This window comes from Acinetobacter sp. WU_MDCI_Abxc222, assembly GCF_025514755.1.
Lineage (GTDB): Bacteria > Pseudomonadota > Gammaproteobacteria > Pseudomonadales > Moraxellaceae > Acinetobacter > Acinetobacter geminorum.
The window spans coordinates 353,064-378,666 of record NZ_JAHPVG010000002.1 but is presented as its reverse complement, the minus strand read 5'-3'; the positions used below and the strand labels follow the sequence as shown (position 1 = coordinate 378,666).

The 25,603-nt window shown below is 40.2% G+C and carries 23 protein-coding genes; 11 read left to right on the top strand and 12 right to left on the bottom strand.

Annotation, left to right across the window (positions count from 1 at the left end):
• Positions 1-56: 56 nt before the first annotated feature.
• Both mrcB and KTJ10_RS05725 read left to right on the top strand, forming a co-directional pair.
• Complete coding sequence (gene mrcB / locus KTJ10_RS05730; RefSeq protein WP_262441553.1) at positions 57-2,453, top strand: penicillin-binding protein 1B; 2,397 nt, start codon at positions 57-59, stop codon at positions 2,451-2,453.
• 21 nt (positions 2,454-2,474) lie between these two features.
• On the top strand, positions 2,475-3,023 hold the full coding sequence (locus tag KTJ10_RS05725) for a tetratricopeptide repeat protein (protein WP_002118198.1): 549 nt from the start codon (positions 2,475-2,477) through the stop codon (positions 3,021-3,023).
• A gap of 20 nt (positions 3,024-3,043) precedes the next feature.
• Here the strand turns inward: KTJ10_RS05725 and KTJ10_RS05720 are convergent, their stop codons facing one another.
• A complete protein-coding gene (locus KTJ10_RS05720) occupies positions 3,044-3,940 on the bottom strand; it encodes a thiamine phosphate synthase (RefSeq protein ID WP_262441552.1) in 897 nt (298 codons plus the stop codon).
• 136 nt (positions 3,941-4,076) lie between these two features.
• Here KTJ10_RS05720 and hemP point away from each other — a divergent pair, with 136 nt between their 5' ends.
• A complete protein-coding gene (hemP, locus tag KTJ10_RS05715) occupies positions 4,077-4,247 on the top strand; it encodes a hemin uptake protein HemP (protein ID WP_002118129.1) in 171 nt (56 codons plus the stop codon).
• Between the two features lie 72 nt (positions 4,248-4,319).
• Here the strand turns inward: hemP and KTJ10_RS05710 are convergent, their stop codons facing one another.
• The 4 genes from KTJ10_RS05710 to KTJ10_RS05695 form a co-directional block, all read right to left on the bottom strand.
• Positions 4,320-5,660 (bottom strand): sensor histidine kinase, encoded by a 1,341-nt coding sequence (locus tag KTJ10_RS05710; RefSeq protein WP_262441551.1) that lies wholly within the window; start codon positions 5,658-5,660, stop codon positions 4,320-4,322.
• Complete coding sequence (locus tag KTJ10_RS05705; protein WP_014207221.1) at positions 5,657-6,319, bottom strand: response regulator transcription factor; 663 nt, start codon at positions 6,317-6,319, stop codon at positions 5,657-5,659. Before KTJ10_RS05705 ends, KTJ10_RS05710 begins: the two co-directional genes overlap by 4 nt.
• Before the next feature lie 107 nt (positions 6,320-6,426).
• Positions 6,427-6,786: a NirD/YgiW/YdeI family stress tolerance protein gene (locus KTJ10_RS05700; RefSeq protein ID WP_262441550.1), complete on the bottom strand. Its 360-nt coding sequence runs from the start codon at positions 6,784-6,786 to the stop codon at positions 6,427-6,429.
• Positions 6,787-6,866: 80 nt separating this feature from the next.
• Positions 6,867-8,624, bottom strand: a complete 1,758-nt coding sequence (locus KTJ10_RS05695) for a GspE/PulE family protein (protein WP_262441549.1) — start codon at positions 8,622-8,624, stop codon at positions 6,867-6,869.
• A gap of 259 nt (positions 8,625-8,883) precedes the next feature.
• Between KTJ10_RS05695 and KTJ10_RS05690 the strand changes: the two genes are divergently transcribed.
• Positions 8,884-10,155 carry an MgtC/SapB family protein gene (locus KTJ10_RS05690; protein ID WP_262441548.1) on the top strand — a complete coding sequence of 424 codons (1,272 nt, stop codon included), beginning with the start codon at positions 8,884-8,886 and terminating at the stop codon, positions 10,153-10,155.
• A 6-nt stretch (positions 10,156-10,161) separates the two neighbouring features.
• On the opposite strand, the gene tsaA is transcribed toward KTJ10_RS05690, so the two are convergent.
• Positions 10,162-10,896, bottom strand: coding sequence for a tRNA (N6-threonylcarbamoyladenosine(37)-N6)-methyltransferase TrmO (gene tsaA / locus KTJ10_RS05685; protein ID WP_262441547.1), 735 nt, complete (start codon positions 10,894-10,896; stop codon positions 10,162-10,164).
• Between the two features lie 101 nt (positions 10,897-10,997).
• Here tsaA and KTJ10_RS05680 point away from each other — a divergent pair, with 101 nt between their 5' ends.
• Positions 10,998-11,777, top strand: a complete 780-nt coding sequence (locus tag KTJ10_RS05680; RefSeq protein ID WP_002118187.1) for a ferredoxin--NADP reductase — start codon at positions 10,998-11,000, stop codon at positions 11,775-11,777.
• A gap of 54 nt (positions 11,778-11,831) precedes the next feature.
• Here the strand turns inward: KTJ10_RS05680 and KTJ10_RS05675 are convergent, their stop codons facing one another.
• Positions 11,832-12,701, bottom strand: coding sequence for a PhzF family phenazine biosynthesis protein (locus tag KTJ10_RS05675; protein ID WP_262441546.1), 870 nt, complete (start codon positions 12,699-12,701; stop codon positions 11,832-11,834).
• Between the two features lie 230 nt (positions 12,702-12,931).
• Between KTJ10_RS05675 and KTJ10_RS05670 the strand changes: the two genes are divergently transcribed.
• The 4 genes from KTJ10_RS05670 (at position 12,932) to abeS (ending at position 16,650) form a co-directional block, all read left to right on the top strand.
• Positions 12,932-14,398, top strand: a complete 1,467-nt coding sequence (locus KTJ10_RS05670; RefSeq protein ID WP_262441572.1) for a PLP-dependent aminotransferase family protein — start codon at positions 12,932-12,934, stop codon at positions 14,396-14,398.
• Positions 14,399-14,454: 56 nt separating this feature from the next.
• A complete protein-coding gene (yegQ, locus tag KTJ10_RS05665) occupies positions 14,455-15,825 on the top strand; it encodes a tRNA 5-hydroxyuridine modification protein YegQ (RefSeq protein ID WP_262441545.1) in 1,371 nt (456 codons plus the stop codon).
• Between the two features lie 2 nt (positions 15,826-15,827).
• Entirely contained in the window at positions 15,828-16,079 is a 252-nt protein-coding gene (locus KTJ10_RS05660) for a YfhL family 4Fe-4S dicluster ferredoxin (protein WP_068563361.1), read from the top strand.
• Positions 16,080-16,320: 241 nt separating this feature from the next.
• Positions 16,321-16,650, top strand: coding sequence for a multidrug efflux SMR transporter AbeS (gene abeS, locus KTJ10_RS05655; protein ID WP_017402972.1), 330 nt, complete (start codon positions 16,321-16,323; stop codon positions 16,648-16,650).
• A 77-nt stretch (positions 16,651-16,727) separates the two neighbouring features.
• On the opposite strand, the gene KTJ10_RS05650 is transcribed toward abeS, so the two are convergent.
• From KTJ10_RS05650 to KTJ10_RS05630, 5 genes are all read right to left on the bottom strand, one after another.
• Positions 16,728-17,504, bottom strand: a complete 777-nt coding sequence (locus KTJ10_RS05650; RefSeq protein WP_262441544.1) for an ABC transporter ATP-binding protein — start codon at positions 17,502-17,504, stop codon at positions 16,728-16,730.
• A gap of 9 nt (positions 17,505-17,513) precedes the next feature.
• Positions 17,514-18,227: an ABC transporter permease gene (locus tag KTJ10_RS05645; RefSeq protein WP_262441543.1), complete on the bottom strand. Its 714-nt coding sequence runs from the start codon at positions 18,225-18,227 to the stop codon at positions 17,514-17,516.
• Complete coding sequence (locus KTJ10_RS05640; protein WP_005068247.1) at positions 18,224-18,913, bottom strand: ABC transporter permease; 690 nt, start codon at positions 18,911-18,913, stop codon at positions 18,224-18,226. The genes KTJ10_RS05645 and KTJ10_RS05640 overlap by 4 nt, the downstream gene beginning before the upstream one ends.
• A 91-nt stretch (positions 18,914-19,004) precedes the next feature.
• Positions 19,005-19,790: an ABC transporter substrate-binding protein gene (locus tag KTJ10_RS05635; RefSeq protein WP_005068246.1), complete on the bottom strand. Its 786-nt coding sequence runs from the start codon at positions 19,788-19,790 to the stop codon at positions 19,005-19,007.
• Positions 19,791-19,964: 174 nt separating this feature from the next.
• Positions 19,965-20,993: a LysR family transcriptional regulator gene (locus KTJ10_RS05630; RefSeq protein WP_005068243.1), complete on the bottom strand. Its 1,029-nt coding sequence runs from the start codon at positions 20,991-20,993 to the stop codon at positions 19,965-19,967.
• A 200-nt stretch (positions 20,994-21,193) separates the two neighbouring features.
• Between KTJ10_RS05630 and adeF the strand changes: the two genes are divergently transcribed.
• Positions 21,194-22,414, top strand: a complete 1,221-nt coding sequence (adeF, locus tag KTJ10_RS05625; RefSeq protein ID WP_262441542.1) for a multidrug efflux RND transporter periplasmic adaptor subunit AdeF — start codon at positions 21,194-21,196, stop codon at positions 22,412-22,414.
• 6 nt (positions 22,415-22,420) lie between these two features.
• Positions 22,421-25,600, top strand: a complete 3,180-nt coding sequence (adeG, locus tag KTJ10_RS05620) for a multidrug efflux RND transporter permease subunit AdeG (protein WP_032062826.1) — start codon at positions 22,421-22,423, stop codon at positions 25,598-25,600.
• Positions 25,601-25,603 lie beyond the last annotated feature (3 nt).

Below are 25,603 nucleotides of genomic sequence, written 5' to 3'. Positions count from 1 at the left end.
ATTGATGACAAGCTATCGCATCATTACAGGCATTGTTAGGGTTTTATCTCATTTTTATGAAGTTTGAACGTGGTATCGGTTTCTTTGCACTAATTTTTTCCATTTTGGTCATTGGTGCTTTTATTGCTCTTAGTATCTATCTGATTCGTTTAGATAATATTATCCGTGAAAAATTTGAAGGACAACGGTGGGATATTCCCGCCAAAGTGTTTGCACGACCTTTGGAAATTTATAATAACGCGCCTATTACCCAAGCAAATTTCACTCAAGAATTAAAACTCTTGGGTTACAAAACTTCAAGTAATTATGACAAGTCTGGAACCTATGTTACTCAGGGTAGCAACATGTATATCCATACACGTGGTTTTGATTACGGTGACAGTGTTGAACCCGAACAAGTACTAGAGTTAAGTTTTGCAAATGATCAGGTTGCTGAAGTTCGAAGTACAAAACCTTCTTCAACTGGTGTTGCACGACTAGAGCCACTTCTGATTGGCGGGATCTACCCTCAACATAATGAAGACCGTGTTCTCATTAAACTGAATAATGTCCCTAAACCACTTATTGAAGCTTTAATTTCAACAGAAGACCGTAATTTCTATCATCATCACGGTATTTCAATTCGTGGTACTGCCCGTGCATTAGTGAGTAATATCACAGGTGGTAAACGTCAAGGTGGTTCAACCCTGACTCAGCAATTAGTTAAAAACTTCTACCTCACACCTGAACGTACACTCAAACGTAAAGTTAATGAAGCATTAATGGCTTTACTCATTGAACTGCATTACAGCAAAGATGAGATTTTAGAAGCCTACTTAAATGAAGTAAATCTAGGCCAAAATGGTAACTACTCAATTAATGGCTATGGTTTGGCTTCTCAATTTTATTTTGGTTTACCTTTACGTGAGCTTAGCGTTGCACAGCAAGCTTATTTAGTTGGTTTAGTGCAAGGCCCTTCTTTGTATAACCCTTGGAAAAATCCTGAAGGTGCAAAAAAACGCCGCGATACCGTGTTAAATAACATGCGTGTAATGGGTTATTTAACTCAAGCAGAATATGAAGATGAAATTGCACGTCCTTTAAATGTATTAAGTAAGCCAAGTTTAGGGCCTGCAAAATTCCCTGACTTTTTAGATATTGTGCGTCGTCAATTACGTACAGAATATCAAGAAAGTGATTTAACTAATCAAGGCTTACGTATTTTTACGACGTTAGATCCTATTACTCAAACTCAAGTTCAAAATGCGTTTAAAGCTTCTGTAGAGCGCTTAGCAAACAGCAACCCATCACGTTTGAAAAATTTACAAGGTGCTGTACTGATTGCACATCCAGAAAACGGCGAGCTTGTTGCTGCTGTTGGTTCTACACAAGACTTTACTGGTTTTAACCGTGCTGTAGATGCAAAACGCCAAGTCGGTTCTTTATTAAAACCTGTGATTTATTTAAGTGCTATTGAATCTGGGCGTTATAACTGGGCAACCCAAATTGAAGATGCACCGATTAGTATCCCTGTAGATGGTGGCAAAAGCTGGACACCTAAAAACTACAGTGGTGGCGGACATGGTGTAGTCAGCTTGAGTGAAGCGTTAGCTAACTCATATAACCTATCGGCGGTACGCTTGGGTCAAGAGTTTGGTTTATCAACATTTACCAACAATTTAAGAAAGTTTGGTGTTGAGTCGACCATTCCTGCCTACCCTTCTATTTTCCTTGGGGCAGTCAATATGTCACCAATGGAGGTTCTTGGAATTTATGAGAACTTTGCTACAGGTGGCTTTAAATATCCAACTCGTGCAATTCGATCTGTCGTAGATGCGAATGGCCGCCTGCTTGACCGTTATGGCCTTAATGTTCAACAAACGATTGATCCATCTGTTGGCTATATTATGAACTATGGTCTACAACAGGTCATGTCTTCGGGTACTGGTCGCGCAGCTTATAATAGCTTGTCTCCAGCTTTGAAATTGGCGGGTAAATCAGGTACGACTAACGATACACGTGACTCATGGTTTGCGGGCTACTCAGGTAACCACGTTGCTGTAGTGTGGTTAGGTTTAGATGACAACAAAGTAACAGGATTAACAGGTTCATCTGGTGCATTGCCAGTATGGATTAATGTGATGAAACAATTACGTCAAACGCCTGTAAATCTACGTCAACCAGACACAGTACAGTGGCAGTGGATTGACCGTGCAACGGGGGATTTATCTGCTCAGGCATGTGATGGTGCTATGTATATTCCGATGCTAACCCATACGGTTCCACACCGTGCTACGCCATGTGGAGCACCTTATTATCAAGTTGATCCAACATATACGCCACAAAGTGATAACACAATTCCTGATTCTCAGGATGATAATACCGACAGTTATATTCGTGAAAGTGAAAACCAGATGGAACAAGATCTGTCAAACAACTCACGTGTAATTTCAAGTGGTAGTTATAACAACTAAGCGTTAACAGGAAATTAGGATATGTTGAAGAAAGGTGTTTTTTATATTGGTGCTGTTCTTATGGTCGGCTGTACAACTCTACCCGATCATTCTGACTCCAAAGAGAAAACACCTACTCCTCCAGTCAAAAAGACGGAAACTCCATCAGGTGTAAAAATTACGCCTTATGATCACCCAGAAATTCAACGTAAAAATTTACAGGTGATTGTTCCTCAACAGAAAAAGCCTCAACATTTTAGTGATGATGGTAGCCAGTTACCTGCATTTAAAGTTTTAATGCAAAAAACACAGCAGGCTTATAAAAATCAGCAATGGTCAGAGGCTGAGCGCTATGCGCTTCAAGCACAGCGTTTAGCACCACAAGCAGCTGAGACTTATTTATTTCTTGCGCTTACGGCAAATCATAAACAGCAATATTCTAATGCTGAGTCTTTAGCAAGACGTGGTTTGAGTTTTGCCCAAAGTCAGCCAATGAAAAAACAGCTATGGTTAGTCATCTTAAAAGCTGGGCAACAACGTAATAATCAAAAAACTGTTCAAGAAGCACAGCAAGCATTAAAAGCTCTCTAGCTTTTAATGCTTTTTTCTCATTAGAAATTACGAATACCTGCTAAGCCATATGCACCATGCCGCTGTGCAGTGGCTAAATCGTCAGGATGTATTCCTCCTAATGCAAAAACCGGAATCTGGCTATTTTGGGCTAGATCACTAAAACGTTCCCAACCTAATGCCACAGCTTCTGGATGAGTCGTTGTTGGTTTTACAGGACTAATAAAAACGGCATCGCAACCAATCTGCTGAGCCTGTTTTAAAGAAACCGCATCATGACAAGCAGCAATATAACGTACGCCGACTATTAAATCGCCTTTATGCAAATTCATGAGTTGAGATTGTTTTAAATGAACGGTCTTAATCTGTTTTTGTAATTCAGGGCTTAATTGCTGCCAAATATCAACATTTATAATTAAATTTGATCGTTGTCCTTCATCTAAAGCAGTTAATTGCTCTATATACTGCGGCTCAAATTCTTCGATACGCCAGTACAATAAAGCATCACTACTTTCTACCGTTGAAAGCGTATTGCTAATTTTGATGAGATGAGGCCAGTATAGCCTCTTTATGATGTCTTTATTGGCTTTAGGGAAGTTTAAATGAAGTAGCTGATCACGTGTGTACCATGCCCATGGCTGGTGAATAAGATTTAATAGTTGATCAGGCACATAACTATGGAATAAATGTAAATTAACAATGATGTCATCATATTCATGGTGAATATAATCAAATTGGTGCCAATCTTTTAAACCAATACCCACTTCTTCATAGATTTCACGGCGGCAGGCTTCTTCTGGTGTTTCACCCTGCTCAACCTTTCCACCAGGGAACTCATGCTTTCCACCTTGATATTGCTGCTCTTCGCGCCATCCAACTAATATTTTTCCACGATGGATCAAGATTGCTATAGCGACATCGACTATTGGTTTGGGCATCTTTTTACTCTCTAAAACTTTTCTCAAGTGTAAGCAAATTTTATCATTTTATAAAATCTTAAAAATCTCATTGACAGATCTATTCGATAATGATTATCATTTAAATCGTTCAAGAACATACCACGGAGCACAACAAATGAACGCACCTTTTAGCTTATTTACCCGTAACAATGACACAGCTCACGCCTTACCAATGTTACATTCTAATAATCTCTTTGCATTAGGCCGTGAAATTCGCATTATGCATGCTGGCGAGGAATATCGTTTACGCCTCACTCGCAACAATCGCCTAATTTTAACCAAATAAAAAACATACTCGCGTTTCAATAATATTCGTGGGAAAACAAAAAATGGATAGCATGGGTAACCATGCTATTTTTTATGAAGGAAGAATAATCTCTGCCCTCAGACCACCTTGTTCAGCATGCATAAAATGTAACTTGCCATTATGCAATTCAATAATTTTTCGAGTAATTGAAATTCCTAACCCAGAACCTTGCTGCTGAGTACCAAGCACCCGGAAAAAACGCTGCCCTAACCGTAATAGCACTTCATCATCTACCCCATTTCCCGTGTCTTCAATAGACACCTTAATTTGCTGTTCATACTGACTAATCTCAACATGAATAGAGCCTAAATTCGGGCTATAACGAATGGCGTTATCAAATAAATTTCTAAAAGCAATAAACAGCAATTCTTCATTCGCATATGTTTTAGTTTCTGTCGATAAAGTATTTGTCTCTATCAACATCTGTTTAGCTTTCGCATCTAAATCTACAGTTTCAATCACTCTTGCCAACAAATAATTTAAATCGATAACTGTCTTAGGCAGATCGGGCTGCTCAGCTTCATTAGGTTCCAAACGAGCAAGAAGTAACAAATTTTCAAGTATTTTTGTACTTCTAGAAACGTCTTCTTGTATGCGTTCAAAATCTTGATGAAGTTCTGGAAGATGTTGATATTTACGCTGCAAGACCTGAAGACGCATTTGTATGGCAGATAATGGAGAACGTAACTCATGCGAGGCATCCGCGGTAAAACGCTGTTCAGCAACGAGAGCCCTTTGCAATCTTGCAAGTAATTGGTTTAATGCATCTATAACAGGTTGAATTTCTGTAATGACATCAGGTTCTTGAATTGGCTCTAAATTTGATGCAGTTTTTTGAGCAATTCGTCTAGAAAGTAAATTGAGTGCAGCCAATTGATGCTCGGTACGCCAACTTACAATGACCCATTGCAGTAACCAAAACAACACCATAAGACCGCTATATCCAGCAAGTGCTTTAAGTACCTCTTCAACACGTGTACTCATTGGTTGAAAAACTTCAACTTGTAGCTGAGAGTCTTCTTGTTGTGCAGCCAAACTACGCCATAATTGGCCATCAAACCAAAAATACGAAAAACCTTCTGATAAGTTACCTTGTTCAAAAAGTTCATGCTGATAGCTATGAGAATGAGTAAGTACTTGGCCTGTGTTTAATAACTCATATTGAATATCAAATTCATCACTCAACTCATCAAACTGTTTCATGGAGTGTTCAGAAAGATCTGAAACCAGCAAAGTATCTGAAATTTCATCCATAATTTCATCTTGCACTGACATGTTGTGATAGATAGAAAATATGGTGAGTAAGCTTAAAGCCAGTAATCCCACCACGATACTACTCCACATCGTAGTTTTAACCAGTTGAGACTGCAAAGATGAGCGATTCGATTTCATTTTACATCTCCCATACGGTAGCCGAGCCCCCGTATGGTTTTAATACTGCTGCTTCCAATTTTTTTTCGAAGTTGATAAATAAATACTTCGATTGCGTTACTTTCAATTTCCTCGCCCCATGCATAGAGTGCTTCTTCTAATTGATCACGGGTAATAATATGCTCGGGATGCACCATAAGCTTACGCAATATTTGGAATTCTTTTGCCGTTAAATCGATAGACTTGCCTGCGCTTAATACAACTTTCGCTTGTGTATCAAGTTGTAGGTCACCCCATGTTAAAACCGATTGCTGACTCAAAGTTTGTTTGCGTAATTGAGCGCGGATGCGAGCCGATAATTCTTCTAAACTAAAAGGCTTAACCAAATAATCATTTGCGCCTAAATCTAGCCCCTCTACCCGATCATGAATGCTGTCACGTGCAGTGATAAAAATAACAGGAACATTTTTTTGTTTATGGCGGATCGTTGTTAAAACCTTTTCACCAGCCAGTTGAGGCAGCCCCCGATCAAGTAAAATACAGTCATAATCATGCTGTTCGATTGCCGTCAGTGCATAATCACCTCTTTCTACCCAATCTACCTGATAACCGTCTAACTCTAACCATGATTGAATGCTTTCAGCTTGAGAGCGATCATCTTCTGCAAGCAAAATTCTCATCTATTTTTCCTGTTATATCCTGTTTTGATCTTGCCAAGCCTTTATAAAAAAAGCAAAGCCGCATGTTTTAAATGCGGCTAAAAGTAGTAAATCTAGAGATTCATTCATTAGAACTGAACGTGATCTACGTCAATCTCTACGCGTTTTAAAGGTTTATAGTCAATGTCTACTTCACCAATTAAAGTCACATTTGTATTGGCTGAAATAGGGCGACCTTGCCAAAGTTCATCATCTACATCAATTGTAATGCTACCTGTCTTGTCACGAAATTGATATTTTTCATCACCTAAAGATTTTACAACCTGACCATGTAATTTGATCGGTGTATTATCTTTTGAGGTTAATGCCTGTTTTACTGTGGTGACAGTTGCCGGAGCAATTGCAGCTTGATTCACTGGTGTATTCGCCACAACTACGCCAGCAGCAGTCATACCAGCAGTCATCAACATTACTTTAAGCATATTCATATTATTACCCTCTGTTTATGGTTCCCTCTTGGGATAAAGCAATTAAATCAACCATAAATGAGGTGAATCTTAAGAAAAACTTAATTTAATGGCACAACCCTCAAGACCTCTTCTAATGTCGTAAGTCCTTCAATCACTTTACGGGCTCCCGCAATTCTTAAAGGTTCTATACCTTCTTTTTTTGTTTGAGTTCTTAAATCATTTAATGTCACATGACTACTAATAAGGTGTTTAAGCTCAAGACTGACCGGCATAAACTCGTAAATACCGACTCGCCCTTTATAGCCTGTATGACGACAGTCTTCACAGCCTACCGCTTGATAAACCGTTTCAGGCATTTCCATAATGTAGTCAAAGGTTAAGTGTTCCCACTCATCCTCATTAATGTGAGTTTTTTGCTTACAGTGGGGGCAAAGCTGCCGTACTAAACGCTGTGCGAGCACACCTAAAATGGTTGCAGCTGTCAGAAATGGCTGTACCCCTAGATCATGTAACCGAGTCAAACTCGATGGTGCATCATTGGTATGTAGAGTTGATAGTACCAAATGACCTGTTAATGCTGCCTGAATGGCCATATTCGCTGTATCTTGATCACGAATTTCCCCAATCATAATAATGTCGGGGTCTTGACGCATGAGCGCACGCACACCGTCTGCGAAGCCTAATTCAATTGCGTTATTGACCTGCATTTGGTTAAAACTAGGCTCTAGCATTTCAATCGGGTCTTCAATAGTACAGACATTGACTTGATCAGTTGCAAGTTGCTTTAAAGAAGAATATAGCGTGGTCGTTTTACCGGAGCCTGTGGGACCCGTGACTAAAATAATACCGTGACTATTTTGTGTAATACGCTGCCATTGTTGCAGCAATGACTGATCAAAACCCAACTGCTGAAAAGAACGCACCAACACATCAGGATCGAAAATACGCATAACCAGTTTTTCACCAAATGCTGTTGGTAAGGTTGATAAACGTAATTCGGTTTCTTGCCCTTTTGGTGTACGTGTTTTTAAGCGACCATCTTGTGGTTTACGCTTTTCCGCTACATTCAAACGCCCTAAAATTTTAATTCGAGAAATCACGGCGGTCAGTGTATTTGAAGGCATGTTATAAATGGTGTGTAAAACGCCATCAATACGGAACCTGACTTTACCGTTATCTTTGCGCGGCTCCATGTGAATGTCACTGGCACTCTGCTCAAATGCAAACTGTAAAATCCAGTCGACCAATTTCACAATATGCTGATCATTCGCATCTGGGTTTTGACTATCGCCAAGCTGCAAAAGTGCTTCAACATTTTTAGTGTCGCGGTCATGAGCCGCATCTTTTTGAGCCGAGTTTACCGCGCGACTTACCTGATAATATTCTCGCAAATAACGCTGTAACTGTTCGGGATTAAGCAGTACCCGTTCAATTTTTTTAGGTGCTAGACTTCGTTCGAGATTATTGAGCCAATCTGTTTGAAAGGGCTGATCTGTTCCTATCACGATTCGGTCAGCATGAATTTCAACAGCTAAAATATGATTGCGAATCGCAAACTCTTGTGACATGACCTGCGTTAAAGCGCTGACATCTGCCTTTAAAGGATCTATTACAAATAAAGGTAGCTGAACCCGATCTGCAAACCATAAACACAAGCGGTTTAAGCTCAAATGGGCATGTGTGTGTTGCTGATCTTTTAAATTAAAATGTGCTATCCACTGTAATGGATGCCACTTTAACTGGTCTTTTTGGCGGTGACTTGACTGTACCAATAATTTGTCTCGGTCTGTAATACGACCTTCTTGTAATAGTTGTTCTAGACACCAATACGTATCTATTTCTACTTGTGCATTCATGCATTGTCCCCAATATATTTTTATAATATAGCAGAGATGCTTTAGATTTAAATATCCTTCAACATCAGTTAATTAAACCACCTCTCATCTTAATATTTTTTTGTGTCACAGGTCATATTTATAAAAATATTTTCTACCTAGTTTTGTCTAAAAAAGACACTATGCTCACTACAATAAAAAGCATAAACTGAATATGAATACATAATTTTTTTAAATTGATTCAAATCTACTTATAACAATAAGCCAAAGAGGAAGTAATATGGAACTTCCAATGACAATGTCATTACAAACAGCATCATTTGAAGAATTCATTACAGTCATTGCTGCGGCGCTTGGTTGCGGCTTGTTAATTGGCTTAGAACGAGAACGCAGTAAGCTTAAACATGAATACAAAACTTTTGCGGGTTTTCGTTCTTTTGCAATTAGTGCGTTATTAGGAGCAATCTGTTTTTTATTCGGTATTGAAATTGGAATTGTCGGTGCTTTAATTATTGGTGCTATTAGTATTGTATCTCTTAAAAATCAGCCAAATGACCCGGGCGTAACTACCGAACTCGCCTTTATTATGACTTACTTCATTGGCGCACTTTGTATTTGGAATATTTCACTCGCTGCTGGCCTAGCTGTGATCATGACAACTATCTTAATAGCCAAGCAGTCTATGCATGGCATTGCCAGTCAGTGGATTACCGAATCGGAATTGCGTGATGGTATTTTTCTGCTTGCCTTACTTTTAATTGCTTTGCCTTTAGTTCCCAATAAGCCTTTTTGGGGTCCAGTTCTAAATCCACATGTGATTTTAAAATTACTGACTTTAATTTTATTTGTGCAAGCACTCGCTCATATAGCAAAGCGATTACTCTCCTCTAAAAATGCTTTATTACTTTCTTCCTTAGCCTCTGGTTTTGTTTCAAGTACTGCGACCATTGCCAGTTTAGGTTTAGAAGTTCGTTCTGGTCGAGCAAATGCAAAGACCAATGCAGGTGCTGCATTGATGTCTTGCGTTTCAACACTGATTCAGACCTTAATTATTGTGATCGGTATTAGCTTTGCTTGGTTCAAGCTAATTATATTTCCTACACTTATTGCCTTAATAGTTTTAGCAGTATGGGCCTTTATTTTATTACGTAAAGCCGAGCCTAGTACGGCTTCGCCCGAGCTTGACTCAAGAATGTTCAGCTTAAAAGAGGCCATTATTATTGCAGGTACACTTACCCTTATTCAGGCAGGTGTTTATGGTTTAAGTATATCTTTAGGCGATGCGGGATTAATCGCGGGAACGTTAGTTGCTTCATTATTTGAAATACATGCAGCTATAGCAGCGGTCATTGTGCAAGGTGAACCTGATAGCGCACATATGACATCCTTATTAATTGCCTTTTTAGGAGGCTTTGCAGTTCATGCACTTGCTAAAAGTGTGAATTCTGCAATTTCGGGCGGGCTACACTATGCCCTTGCTTTCGTTCCCGCCCAACTCATTCACATGGGAATATTGATTACTTTACTTTGGCTCAATGTCCATTGGTTTTAAAAATTTCTATTGTGCAAGCGAACAAGTCTTCACTACATCGATGACGGTAACTACAAATTGATCGACCTTAAAATGAATATCAAAGTTTGAAAATTTCATTTTATAGATTCGTTCAGGGTCTTCTTGATAAGCAGGCCGAGGATCTAAAGCTAACACTTGCTCAAGCTCATCAATATACTGCGAATCTATTTCTTTATTTTGCAGAAAACATTTTTGTGCTGTTAACGCAGTTTCATTCCAAATGACTGCCTTTCGTTCAGGTTCTGCATGCGCATAACCACTTTGAGCATCCGCAATTGCATCAGAATATTGAATATAGGGTTTGATATCTAAAATTGGGGTGCCATTTAACAAATCACTTCCTGTGACATAGACACGAACGGACTTCCCCACCTTTTCCACTTTATTAAGTTTTACGACTGAAAGCCCGATTGGAGAAGGTCGATACATACTACGTGTAGCAAATACTCCAATTTTTTCATTACCACCTAAACGTGGGGGACGAACCTGTGGCCGGAATTTATCTGCGCTGCCTTGATTTTTATTGTCATGAAACTGCCAAACTAACCAGAGATGACTAAATTGCTCAATTCCCTCAAAGGCTAATAAGTCATTATATGGTTCTACCATATCAATATAAGACTCGATATTGACCAGATTAGGCTGGCGTGGAATACCAAATTTTTCACGATAGGGAGAGCACATATGGCCAATGATGGGTAAGGTGACAGAATTGATCATCACTTTTTCTTATAAACACAATTAAATATATTCAGTTTATCGGGAATGAAATTAGATTAGAATAGCAATCTGTTTTCTTTTAATCGTGATCGAGACCTTTAATGGCTGCTTTTAACGTTGAACGCATTACTCATGTTCACCACTGGAATGACACTCTTTTCAGTTTTAAAACTACACGCGACACTAGCTTACGTTTTAAAAATGGTCAGTTCGTAATGATCGGACTTGAAGTGAATGGCAAACCGTTAATGCGTGCGTATTCGATTGCAAGTGCAAACTACGAAGAAGAGTTAGAATTCTTCTCAATTAAAGTACAAGACGGTCCTTTAACTTCGATTTTGCAAAAAGTACAAGTTGGTGACGAAATCTTAGTTTCTAAAAAACCAACAGGTACTTTGGTTCATGATGACCTTTTACCAGGTAAAAACTTATACCTTTTATCTTCTGGTACTGGTCTTGCTCCATTCTTATCAATTATTCGTGATCCAGAAACTTACGAACGCTTTGAAAAAGTCATCGTTGTTCACGGTACACGCTATATTTCTGAATTAGCTTATCAAGACCTTATCTTGAACGAATTACCAAACCATGAATTCTTTGAAGAGTTAGGTATTAAAGACAAACTTGTTTACTACCCTACTGTTACTCGTGAACCTTTCCACACTCAAGGCCGTGTAACAACTGCAATTGAAACTGGCGCTTTATTCGAAAAAATCGGTTTACCACGCTTCAACCGTGAAACTGACCGCGCAATGCTTTGCGGTAGCCCTGCATTCTTAAAAGACGTTGCTGCATTACTTGACCAACACGGTTTAGTTGAATCACCTCGTATGGGTGAAATGGGCGACTACGTCATTGAACGTGCGTTTGTAGAAAAATAATTTTTCTAGATATAAAAAAACCGAGGCAAAGTCCTCGGTTTTTTATATCTGTTTTCACAACTTAATTGTGCCATCGATACAGGTGACAGCGGTTCCACCCACTAAAATTTTATCTTGATACAATTCAAGTCGAAGCTGTCCATCTCGGCCTACTGCCCCACCTTGTGAAGAAAGTACGACATCATTTTGTGCAGGAAGAATCCCATAGTAACGAATAAATGAAGCTACGCTACCATTACCACTACCACAAACCGGATCTTCATTTATTCCACATGAAGGGGCAAATGAACGAACTTCTATGTGTTTTTGTTCATCATTATTTTCATGAAAACCAAAAATTGTCGCACCCGTAACTTTCATTTCTAAGTCATGTTCTTTTAAAGCGACAAAGTCTGGTTGGCTATCTAAAACAGCGTCAGCATTAACAGCTTGCAATACAATCCAGCGCGCCCCTACATCCACCAATGCAGCGTTCCATTGAGTATTAATTTCACATTTTAAAATTTCTGCTAATTTTTCAGTGTGCATTGCATCTAGTGGAGTAATTTTAGGCTTAGGTAGTTCAAATGAAATATGACTTGATTCACTTACGGTCAGAGTCACCAAACCAGCACCGCACTGTTGTACCAGCTTACCTTCTTTCGCTTTAATTAGACCAGCCTCAAGCAAAGCATAGGCAGTACCAATTGTAGGATGTCCTGCAAATGGCAATTCATTTTGCGGAGTAAAGATTCGAACCTGATAGTCAGCTTGTGAATCGGTCGCAGGGAGCACAAATGTGGTTTCAGAAAGATTGGTCCAGTTCGCAATTTCCTGCATCTGCTCAGATGTAAAGGTACTGGCATCCATAATAACTGCGACAGGATTACCTTTAAATGCGTGTGAAGTAAAAACATCAACTTGTTTAAATGCAACAACAGACATAGACCTCTCCTACTGATTTTAAAATTAAAAAATATGGCTTTTAAGTCCTTACCATTTTTTGATCTTACTGATTTATTTTTAATGGTCACAGTATCAGTTAATATAAAAAATAATAGACACAGTTTTTAAGTTTAGATTTGCGTTAAATGAACTGATCAAAAGTAATCACAATATTTGAGATAAATAAGAGATCACTATAAAGTGTATCCATCGCTTTGTCTTTTTAATGAATTGATATGTACAAATATAAAAAAGTAAGTGATGACCTCACTCTTCAAATTCAGAATGGCAGGCAGCCTATTGGTTCTCGGCTGCCATCAATTCGAGATTGTGCCCAGCATTATCAGGTCAGTATTAACACCGTAAAAGAAGCTTATCGCCAGCTTGAAGATCAAGGTTTAATTTCAGTTCGCCCACAGTCTGGCTACTATGTTTGTCATACGCCGTCAAACTTACTAGAACTCGAAGAGCGGTATGTCAGTGAAGAAAAAGTATCTCTTTCAGGAATTAGCTGTTTTCTCGCACAAATTGTTAAAAAGCAAATGGACCCCGACTATATCAATTTGGCCCTAGCTTGCCCTTCTGGGGAAAATTTCTATCCAATTGAACGTTTAAAACGCTTAACTGCTCAAGTTTTACGGACACAACCAGACATTTTTAAAAACTATACTTTACCGCCCGGTTCTATACGTTTACGCACTCAAATTGCTAGGCGAAGCTTACAACTCGGTATGTTTCTTTCAGCAGATGATATTGTACTCACTCATGGCACGATGGAGGCTTTAAGTCTCGCGATTATGGCAACAACTCAAGCAGGTGACAGCATAGCGCTTGAGATTCCTACATTTCACAACCTGTACCCACTCCTTCATAATTTAGGTCGAAAAATTGTAGAAGTACCGACCTCGCCACATACAGGTATGTGCCTTGATGCACTTGAAGAACTCTTAAAATCTCAAAGTGTACAAGCCATTTTAACCATTCCGACAGGACACAATCCTCTAGGTTTTAGCATGCCTGAAAGTAACCGTCGTCGCTTGGCAGAGTTAGCTAATCAGTTCCAAATTCCTGTTATTGAAGATGCGATGTATGCCGAATTGCAACTCACCGAGCCACTCTTGCCCAACATTAAAGCGTTTGACCAAAACGGATGGGTTTTGGTATGTGGTAGCTATACAAAGACTGTAGCACCAGACTATCGGATTGGTTGGCTAGAAGCTGGGCGCTTTCGCAATATTGTGCAGCAGCTTAAATTTACAACCACTGTTGCCGAGCCAGCTTTACTCACAGAAACGTTAGGCCTTTTCTTAGAAAATGGCGGATATGATCTACATTTACGTCAACTCAAAAAACGTTATCAACAGCAAATTGACACCATCAAATCTTATATTTGCCGCTTTTTCCCAATCGGTACCCGTGTGAGTCGTCCACAAGCAGGATTTATTTTATGGTTAGAACTACCCGAATCAATTGATACCCTAGAACTGTTTCACCAAGCAATGGACGAAAAAATCTTATGTATGCCCGGAATTTTGTGTTCGGCTGATAAACGTTTTAGTCATTGTTTACGTATTGCAGCTTGTTTTGAGTTAAATCCCAAAATGTTAAATGCTTTGATGCGCTTAGGAGAGCTAGCAAAAAATATGCTGCCCGTACAAAAGGATAGGGGTCAAATCCCTACTAATTCAGTAGGTTGAATCCCAAATGTGGAGTTAATAAAATAAAACCATATATTTTTTATGCCTTTTATTTTATGAAAACTGAGCTTCTCTCTCCCGCAGGTTCACTTAAAAACATGCGCTATGCTTTTGCCTATGGTGCAGATGCTGTATATGCCGGCCAACCACGTTATAGCTTACGTGTTCGTAATAATGCTTTTGATCATGACAACTTAAAAATCGGAATTGATGAAGCGCATGCTTTGGGTAAAAAGTTTTATGTTGTAGTGAATATTCAACCACATAACAGCAAATTAAAAAACTTTATTCGTGATCTTGAACCTATTGTAGCGATGCAACCAGACGCTCTTATTATGTCTGATCCGGGCTTAATTATGATGGTGCGTGAGCATTTTCCTGATGTGCAAATTCATCTATCTGTTCAAGCCAATGCCATTAACTGGGCCACTGTTAAATTTTGGAAAGACTACGGTCTAAGCCGCGTGATTTTATCGCGTGAGTTATCTTTAGAAGAAATAGAAGAAATCCAGCAACATGTACCAGATATTGAACTCGAAGTTTTTGTACATGGCGCACTATGCATGGCCTATTCAGGCCGTTGCCTACTTTCTGGTTATATGAATAAACGTGATGCCAATCAAGGTGCTTGTACCAATGCTTGCCGTTGGGACTATAAGTTGCATGAAGCCCAAGAAGATGCAAATGGAGATGTAATTCCAGTTACTCAGCTCAACGCGTCAGAAAAGTCTTGCTGTTCATCAGCACAATCAGAAACAACCTCGGCTCAAACGCTGCTGGTACAACGCAATGATGAAGAAATGTTTGCGGCTGAAGAAGATGAACACGGCACCTATTTTATGAACTCTAAAGATTTACGTGCGGTACAGCATGTAGATCGTTTAACCAAAATGGGCATCACCTCACTCAAAATTGAAGGTCGTACTAAATCATATTTTTACTGTGCCCGTACTGCCCAAATTTATCGAAAAGCTATTGATGATGCTTTAGCAGGTAAATCATTTGACCCAAGCTTAATGTCTCAGCTCGAAGGTTTGGCAAATCGTGGTTATACCGAAGGCTTTTTAAGACGTCATGTACACAGTGAATATCAAAACTATGCCGATGGTTCATCACATTTCGACTACCAACAATTTTGTGGAGAGGTTTTAGAACGTCACGGCGATTATATTCTCATTGAAGTTAAAAACCGTTTTGTAGTGGGCGACTCACTTGAGCTGATGACGCCTCAAGGCAATATCACCTTTACCTTAAACGAAATGCGCGATTTAAAAGGTAACCCAATTACAGATGCTAAAGGTTCGGGGCATTTTATTGAGATTCCACTCTCACAAGATGTTGATGTTAGTTATGCCCTACTCATACGCAATTTGCCTCATGCCAAGGAAAACATTACTGCCTCTACATTAGCTTATTCAGCGAGTTGAAAATGGCACTTTTGATTACGAATGACTGTATCAATTGTGATATGTGCTTACCAGAATGCCCCAACATCGCCATTTTTGAAGGGAACAAAGTTTATGAGATTGATCCACTGCGTTGTACCGAGTGTGTAGGCTTTTATGATACTCCAACCTGTAAAGCGGTTTGCCCTATCGATTGTATAAAACCAGATCCTGCGCATATTGAAAATAAAGAGCAACTGCTAGAGAAATTTAAAGGGTTAAATTTACTCGGCTAATCTATCTTTAAAAAGTCTATAGAGGATCAGGCTAAAGTTACTGATCCTCTTCAATGACTAAGCTGCTCAATGAATAAATAAACGAATAAATAGCTGAGACCACTTTGCTAATGATAAAATCAAATGATCAGTTTGGTTTAACGGTGTCTTGGTACCAAAAAATTGAATAATCGTTAAAGCTGATCTAACCATTTCAACATTTCATATAGATTGATTAAAACTCTTTCTGGCGTAGCTTCCCATGTCTTATCTTTATTTAGCAATTGCGATTGCTTGTGAAGTCGTTGCAACTTCAGCCTTAAAAGCATCTCAAGGTTTTACTGTTCCCATTCCGTCCATCGTTACTGTTGTGGGCTATGCAATTGCTTTTTATTTATTATCCCTTACGCTAAAAACAATTCCGATCGGGATCGCATACGCTATTTGGTCGGGTGCAGGTATTATTTTAATTTCTGCAATAGGCTGGATATTTTACAAACAGCATTTAGACTTAGCAGCATGCATTGGTCTTACTTTAATGATTGCAGGTATTGTGATTATTAATGTGTTTTCTAAAAATACTCATCTATAAAATATAATTAAAAAGCAACCGAGTACGATGCGAATCCTTTTTTTAAAAAAAATTCCACCATACTCGGTATGAACAGCTTATTTTAAACTGCCCGTCAAAAATTGCTTTAAACGTTCACTTTTCGGATTGTTGAGCACTTCATCAGGATGACCTTGCTCTTCAATTTTTCCTTGATGCAAAAAAATCACTTGATTAGACACATGACGTGCAAATCCCATTTCATGTGTCACCACAATCATGGTCCGCCCTTCTTCAGCCAAGCCCTGCATAACCCTTAGTACTTCACCCACTAACTCAGGATCAAGCGCACTGGTCGGTTCATCAAACAACATAACTTCCGGTTCCATAGCCAAAGCACGGGCAATTGCTACACGTTGCTGCTGGCCGCCAGATAAAAATGCCGGATATTTACTTTCAACACTTTCAGGTAGCCCAACTTTACGCAGATATTTGCGTGCACGCTCTTCTGCTTCAGCACGTTTTACCCCAAGTACGTGAATCGGCCCTTCAATGACATTTTCTAGCACTGTCATGTGAGACCACAAATTAAAATGCTGAAATACCATCATGAGCTGGGTACGCATTTTTTGTAGTTGCTTTGGTTCAACTACTTTTAAATTGCCTTTTTTATCAAAGACTGTACGCAGTTTTTCACCATTAAGCTTAATGGTGCCATTGCTCGGTTGTTCCAAAAAATTAATACAACGCAGCAAGGTACTTTTACCTGAACCTGATGAACCAATGATACTAATTACATCACCGGCATTTGCATCAAGTGATATTCCTTTAAGCACTTCATGATCGCCGAATGTCTTGTGTAAATCGCGAATCACTAGTTTTGCAACTTGTTCCATTTATGTCTCCTAATGATTCGATGGCTTTAAAAATGCCAACCAACGTTTTTCCAACTTACGAAATATCCAAATCAAAATAAATGCCAGCATTGCATACAACACCGCGGCAATTCCAAAAGCATTGAAAGTGTCATAGGTTGCCGCATTCACATCACGCGCAATTTTTAAAATGTCAGGAACTGTTGCTGTAAATGCAATGGTTGTAGCATGCAACATTAAAATGACTTCATTGCCATAAAATGGTAAAGCACGGCGTAACATCGACGGAATGATAATGCGAGTGTATCGTTTCCATCTCGACATACCGAAAGCTTGTGCAGCCTCAATCTCGCCATGTGGAATAGAACGAATCGCCCCAGCGAAGATTTCAGTGGTATATGCACCAGTATTGAGCGCGAATGCCAAAATGGTGCAATTTATGCCCTCTCGAAAAAAAGCATCAAGAGTCTGGTGTTCATGGATGTAATCAAAGCTGTAAATACCTGAATAAATAATCAGCAGTTGGATGTAAAGTGGTGTGCCACGGAAAACATAGGTATATAACCAAACTGGGCCACGCAACCAAAGGTTTTCCGATACTCGTGCAAGTGACAAGGGCACAGCGAGAACAAAACCAATGCCAATAGAAAGCACCAATAACCAAGCAGTCATCGCCACTCCGGTCATTTGTAAACCATCGGTCCAAAGGTATGCCTGCCAATATTGTTGAAGGATTTCAATCATAATTGTCCCTTCCTTACACCAGCAGAATAACGACGTTCAAGCCACATTAAAATCAGATTCGACACTGTTGTAATTGCCAAATAGATCGCAGCAGCTACGATGCTGAAAAAGAACAGTTGCATGGTACTTCTACCCGCATCTTGCGTAATTTTTACAATATCAGTCAGGCCAATAATAGAAACTAGTGCTGTCGCCTTAATTAAAACTTGCCAGTTATTACCAATACCAGGCAGCGCAAAACGCATCATTTGAGGGAATAACACTCGGTGAAAAACCTGCCAAGGCGACATACCATAAGCCATTGCTGCCTCAATTTGGCCTTTTGGAACCGATTGAAATGCACCACGAAAGGTCTCGGTAAAATATGCACCATAAATGAACGCTAAAGTAATCACACCCGCCACAAATGGGTTGATATCAATTTGGTCCATTTGCAGTGCTTCAGTAATTTGGTTAAGCCCCAACTGCAAGCTATAAAATAACAGCAGCATAATGACCAAATCAGGCACACTTCGAATGAGCGTAGTGTAAGCTGTTGCTATATAACGTAAAATTTTAATACTTGAGAGTTTTGAGCTCGCACCAATTAAGCCAATAATCACAGAAAGTAAAAGTGACAACAACGCAAGCTGTATGGTCATCCATGTCCCGCTGAGCAGGAGTGGCCCAAAGCCAGAAAAAAACATGACTCATCTTCTCCTTAAAAACAATATCTAATATTGATGAGATGAGAATAGATTTAAAAATGTCGGCACTAAGCCGACATTTTTCACATCATTAGTAAATGCTAAAGGAGAAATATTTTTTCTCGAGTTTTTTGTATGTCCCATCTGCAATGATTGCAGCGAGCGCTTTATTAATATTAGCTTTTAAATCCGCATCTTCTTTGCGTAAACCAATAGCTGCACCTACACCTAGTGTTTTTGCATCAACCACATTGCCACCAGCAAAACTGAAGTTTTTGCCTTTTGCTTGTTTTAAGAAAGCACCGTCAACCATAATTGCATCTTGTAAAGTCGCATCCAAACGACCTGACATCATGTCTTGATAAATCAAATCTTGGACTGGATAAGGTACAACCGTTACACCTTTTGGCGCCCAATAGGTTTTAGCATAAGTTTCTTGAATTGTGCCCTGTTGTACACCGACACGTTTGCCTTTCAAAGAGGCAGCGGTAGGCAATAAAGGCGAGCCTTTTTTTGCAACCATACGGGTTGGTGTATTGTAGATTTTGCTACTAAATGCAATTTGTTTTGCACGCTCATCAGTAACGGTCATTGATGAAAGAATGCCATCAAATTTTTTCGCTTTAAGTGCTGGAATCATTCCATCGAAAGAGTTTTCAACCCAAACACATTTAGCTTTGAGTTTTGCACAAATTGCATTACCTAAATCCACATCAAAACCAGTTAACTTGCCATCTGGTGTTTTATATTCAAACGGCGCATAAGACGACTCAGTACCAAAACGAATCACCTTCCAATCCTTTGCTTGAACATTCGTTGCAACAGCAGCCAAAACTAAGGTTGTTGAAACGAACATTTTTTTCATAAAGCTTGCCATCTTGAAGCTTCTCCTTAAAATCCTAATAAGGTGATAAAAACTTGAGCAATTTCTAAATTACTCTTCTGCCGAAATAATTGCAATTTCTATACCAGTAAATTAAGGATTTATGAAGATGTTTAAACAATGGATTGTATTAACTGATTAAATGTTGAAAAATCACTCAAATTTAAGCTAGTTTTTAAGTGTGTAAGCTTCTGCCATATTTTCATTTTCGACCAATGTCCGAATGGTATATTCATGGTTATGTTCTTTGGCACTGGCAAATTCACATTTTTGATCCAATGACATTGAACAACCACTCAACAATGGACAACCTGCAAATAATTCAGCCACCCAATCTACGAAGACTCGAACTTTAGGCGATAAATGACGATTTTGTAGATAAACGACTGATATTGGCATAGGTGCAGGTAACCACTCAGTCAATACTTCCCTAAGTGCACCAGATTCCAAATGTTTTGCTACCATGTAATATGGGCATTGAATTAAGCCAAAACCTTGCACTGCCAAATCAATATATGAATCACCATCGTTGACAGAAACACGCCCTTTCACACCAACGCTATGAATCTCACCGTTCACCATGAAATCCCAGTCGATATTGCGTCCTGTACGGCTGTTAAAGTAATGCACGACCTGATGTTTTTGTAGATCCTCAATGGTTTTGGGTTCCCCGTGCTCCATCAAATAACGTGGTGCAGCAACCGTCACACACTGAATTGTTCCGATACGACGCGCAACTAAACTTGAATCTTTCAATTGACCAATACGAATGACACAGTCCACCGCATCTTGTACTAAATCGACCGGACGATCACTCATTCCAATCACCAAATCAATATCAGGATACTTGGAATGAAAATCACAAAGCATCGGAATTAGAATCAGCCGCCCGATTGAAGCTTTAACATCAATACGCAGTCTTCCTCGTGGTCCGCGCTCCGAATCATGGAAAGTTGATTCTACGTCTTCGACATCAGCTAAAATTCGTGAAGTACGCTCATAATAAACCGCGCCATCCGGTGTCAAACTAAGTTTACGGGTTGTTCGATTAAGCAATCGAACCTGTAAATGTTTCTCTAAAGCCTGAATGGTTGTAGTCACTGAAGCACGCGGTAGGCCTAAACTGTCAGCCGCTAAACTGAAACTATTTGTTTCGACAACTTTGTTAAATACTTTCATGGCATGAAATAGATCCACACGCACACTCCTATCAATCAATGCATTTTTTAATCAAATGCACCAATTGTTATAAAAATACGAATAGTGTTATCGAATTTAATATATTTATTCGTGATTGACAAACTTTTATTCTCCGTCCATCCCATAAACCCTGTTTCTCCCATACGGACCAAAACTAAAAGTCTGAAAACAGGTATCCAAATAACTAGGAGCACCTCATGTCATTTTCCCGCAAACAGTTCGCACTGTCTGCCATCTTTGTTGCCCTCTTAGCAACAGGAGGCAGTTTTATGTTTTTACATGAAAATGCCGATGCAAAAGCTGCACCGACCTCTGCCCAACAAGCTGCAACTGTTGATATTTCTAATGTTATCAGCAAAACAATTACAGACTGGCAAGAATATTCCGGTCGCTTAGAAGCAATTGATCAAGTCGATATTCGCCCCCAAGTTTCCGGCAAACTTATTGCCGTACACTTCAAAGATGGCAGTCTCGTAAAAAAAGGCGATTTACTTTTTACAATTGATCCACGGCCTTTCGAGGCAGAACTGAATCGTGCCCAAGCTCAACTCGCTTCAGCTGAAGCACAGGTCACTTATACGGGTTCTAATCTTTCTCGTATTCAACGTTTAATTCAAAGTAATGCTGTCTCACGTCAAGAACTGGATTTAGCTCAAAATGATGCACGTTCAGCCAGTGCCAACCTACAAGCCGCTAGAGCAGCCGTTCAATCTGCCCGTTTAAATCTTGAGTACACCCGTATTGCAGCACCAGTTAGTGGTCGAATTTCCCGTGCCGAAGTAACAGTCGGCAATGTAGTCTCAGCAGGTAACGGTGCACAAGTCTTAACAAGTTTAGTATCTGTCTCTCGCCTCTATGCATCTTTCGATGTTGATGAACAAACTTATCTGAAATATATCAGTAATCAGCGCAACTCAGCACAAGTTCCTGTTTATATGGGACTTGCCAATGAAACTGGTTTCTCTCGCGAAGGTACGATCAACTCAATTGACAATAACCTAGATGCAACCTCGGGTACGATTCGTGTTCGCGCGACTTTTGATAATCCAAATGGGGTTTTATTACCGGGCTTATATGCACGAATCCGTTTAGGCGGAGGTCAACCTCGTTCAGCAATTCTGATTAGCCCAACCGCAGTTGGGGTCGATCAAGATAAACGCTTTGTCGTAGTAGTTGATGCTAAAAATCAGACGGCCTACCGTGAAGTAAAACTCGGTGCACAACAAGATGGTTTGCAAATCGTGAATAGCGGACTACAAGCGGGTGATCGTATTGTGGTGAACGGTTTACAGCGAATTCGTCCGGGTGACCCTGTTACGCCACACCTCGTTCCGATGCCAAATGCGCAAATCACTGCTAGCAGTACTACTCCTCAACCTCAGCCAACAGATAAAACATCAACTCCGGCAAAAGGTTAATCACATATGAATATTTCTAAATTTTTTATTGATCGGCCGATCTTTGCTGGTGTGTTATCAGTACTGATTTTACTCGCCGGTCTGCTTTCGGTATTCCAATTACCGATTTCTGAATACCCAGAAGTTGTTCCGCCCTCTGTGGTGGTACGTGCTCAATATCCGGGTGCAAACCCTAAAGTGATTGCTGAAACCGTTGCCTCTCCGCTTGAAGAATCAATCAACGGCGTCGAAGACATGCTGTATATGCAATCTCAAGCAAACAGCGACGGTAATTTAACCATTACAGTGAACTTTAAGCTCGGTATCGACCCAGACAAAGCGCAACAACTGGTTCAAAATCGTGTGTCTCAGGCCATGCCCCGTTTACCTGAAGATGTACAGCGCTTAGGTGTCACCACTTTAAAAAGCTCACCGACTTTAACCATGGTAGTGCATCTGACCTCACCAGATAGTCGCTATGACATGACCTACTTACGTAACTATGCAGTATTGAACGTAAAAGACCGTTTGGCTCGCTTACAAGGTGTAGGTGAAGTCGGATTATTTGGTTCTGGTGACTACGCGATGCGTGTATGGCTCGACCCGCAAAAAGTAGCACAGCGCAACCTCACCGCGACCGAAATTGTGAATGCAATCCGTGAACAAAACATTCAGGTTGCAGCGGGTACAATCGGTGCATCACCAAGTAATTCACCTTTACAGCTTTCAGTCAATGCTCAAGGCCGCTTAACGACTGAGCAAGAATTCGCAGATATCATTTTAAAAACTGCACCCGACGGCGCGGTTACCCGATTGGGTGATGTTGCTCGTGTTGAACTCGCAGCTTCACAATATGGCTTACGTTCATTACTCGATAATAAACAAGCAGTCGCGATTCCAATTTTCCAAGCTCCGGGTGCTAATGCTTTACAAGTTTCCGATCAAGTGCGTAGCACGATGAAGGAGCTTTCAAAAGATTTCCCATCTTCGATTAAATACGACATTGTTTATGACCCGACTCAATTCGTACGTGCAAGTATTAAAGCGGTCGTTCATACCTTACTTGAAGCAATTGCACTGGTTGTTGTGGTTGTTATTTTATTCTTACAAACATGGCGTGCCTCAATCATTCCATTGCTTGCTGTACCGGTTTCAATTATTGGTACATTCGCGCTCATGCTCGCTTTTGGTTACTCAATCAATGCGCTATCACTGTTCGGGATGGTACTTGCCATCGGCATTGTGGTCGATGATGCCATTGTGGTCGTCGAAAATGTCGAGAGGAATATTGAAGCAGGTTTAAGCCCAAGAGATGCAACTTATCGCGCCATGCGAGAAGTGAGCGGACCGATTATTGCGATTGCCTTAACGCTCGTTGCAGTATTCGTACCTCTTGCCTTTATGACAGGCTTAACAGGGCAGTTTTATAAACAATTTGCCATGACGATTGCCATTTCAACGGTCATTTCGGCATTTAACTCCCTTACCCTATCTCCTGCTTTGGCAGCCATGTTACTAAAAGGACATGATGCTAAACCTGATGCATTAACACGCATTATGAACCGTCTATTTGGACGTTTCTTTGCGCTGTTTAACCGTGTATTTACACGTGCGTCAGACAACTATGGTAAAGGTGTAAGTCGTGTCATTTCCCATAAAGCATCAGCAATGGGTGTCTATGCAGCACTGTTAGGCTTAACCGTTGGAATTTCTTATATTGTTCCAGGTGGCTTCGTGCCCGCTCAAGACAAGCAATACTTGATTAGCTTTGCTCAACTACCAAATGGCGCTTCATTAGATCGTACTGAAGCGGTGATTCGTAAAATGAGTGACACTGCACTTAAACAGCCTGGTGTAGAAAGTGCCGTTGCCTTCCCTGGCCTCTCAATTAATGGTTTCACTAATAGCTCTAGCGCAGGTATTGTCTTTGTGACTTTAAAGCCATTCGACGAACGTAAGGCTAAAGACTTATCTGCAAATGCAATTGCTGGTGCTCTTAACCAGAAATATTCAGCTATTCAAGATGCATATATTGCAGTTTTCCCACCACCACCAGTGATGGGTTTAGGGACCATGGGCGGCTTTAAACTACAACTTGAAGACCGCGGTGCCTTAGGCTATTCAGCCTTGAATGATGCTGCACAAAACTTTATGAAAGCAGCACAATCAGCCCCTGAACTTGGTCCAATGTTCTCAAGTTATCAAATTAACGTACCTCAACTAAATGTAGATCTGGACCGTGTGAAAGCCAAGCAACAAGGTGTTGCCGTGACAGATGTTTTCAACACCATGCAGATTTATTTAGGCTCTCAGTACGTTAACGACTTTAACCGCTTTGGACGTGTTTATCAGGTTAGAGCACAAGCAGATGCTCCTTTCCGTGCTAACCCTGAAGATATTTTGCAGCTTAAAACCCGAAACAGTGCCGGACAAATGGTGCCGTTATCTTCATTGGTAAATGTAACTCAAACCTATGGTCCTGAAATGGTCGTTCGTTATAACGGCTATACCTCAGCAGATATTAACGGCGGCCCTGCACCAGGTTATTCATCTAGCCAAGCAGAAGCTGCGGTTGAACGTATTGCTGCACAGACTCTACCGCGTGGTATCAAGTTTGAATGGACAGATTTAACCTATCAAAAAATCTTGGCTGGTAATGCAGGACTCTGGGTATTCCCAATTAGTGTCTTACTGGTGTTCTTAGTTTTAGCTGCTCAATATGAAAGTCTAACTTTGCCTTTAGCTGTAATTTTAATTGTACCAATGGGAATCTTGGCAGCTCTGACAGGTGTCTGGCTGACAGGCGGAGATAACAACATCTTTACCCAAATCGGTTTGATGGTACTGGTCGGACTGGCCTGCAAAAATGCCATCTTAATTGTCGAGTTTGCACGGGAACTCGAAATGCAAGGTGCGACTGCATTCAAAGCTGCTGTTGAAGCAAGTCGTCTACGTTTACGCCCAATTTTAATGACTTCTATTGCATTCATTATGGGTGTTGTACCGCTTGTTACCTCAACTGGTGCAGGGTCTGAAATGCGTCATGCCATGGGCATTGCAGTGTTCTTCGGCATGATCGGTGTAACGCTGTTTGGTTTGTTCCTGACCCCGGCCTTTTATGTCCTGATTCGTACATTGAACAGTAAACATAAATTGCATTCGGCAGCAGTTCATGAAGCACCTTTATCTACTCCACATGATCATTAAGGA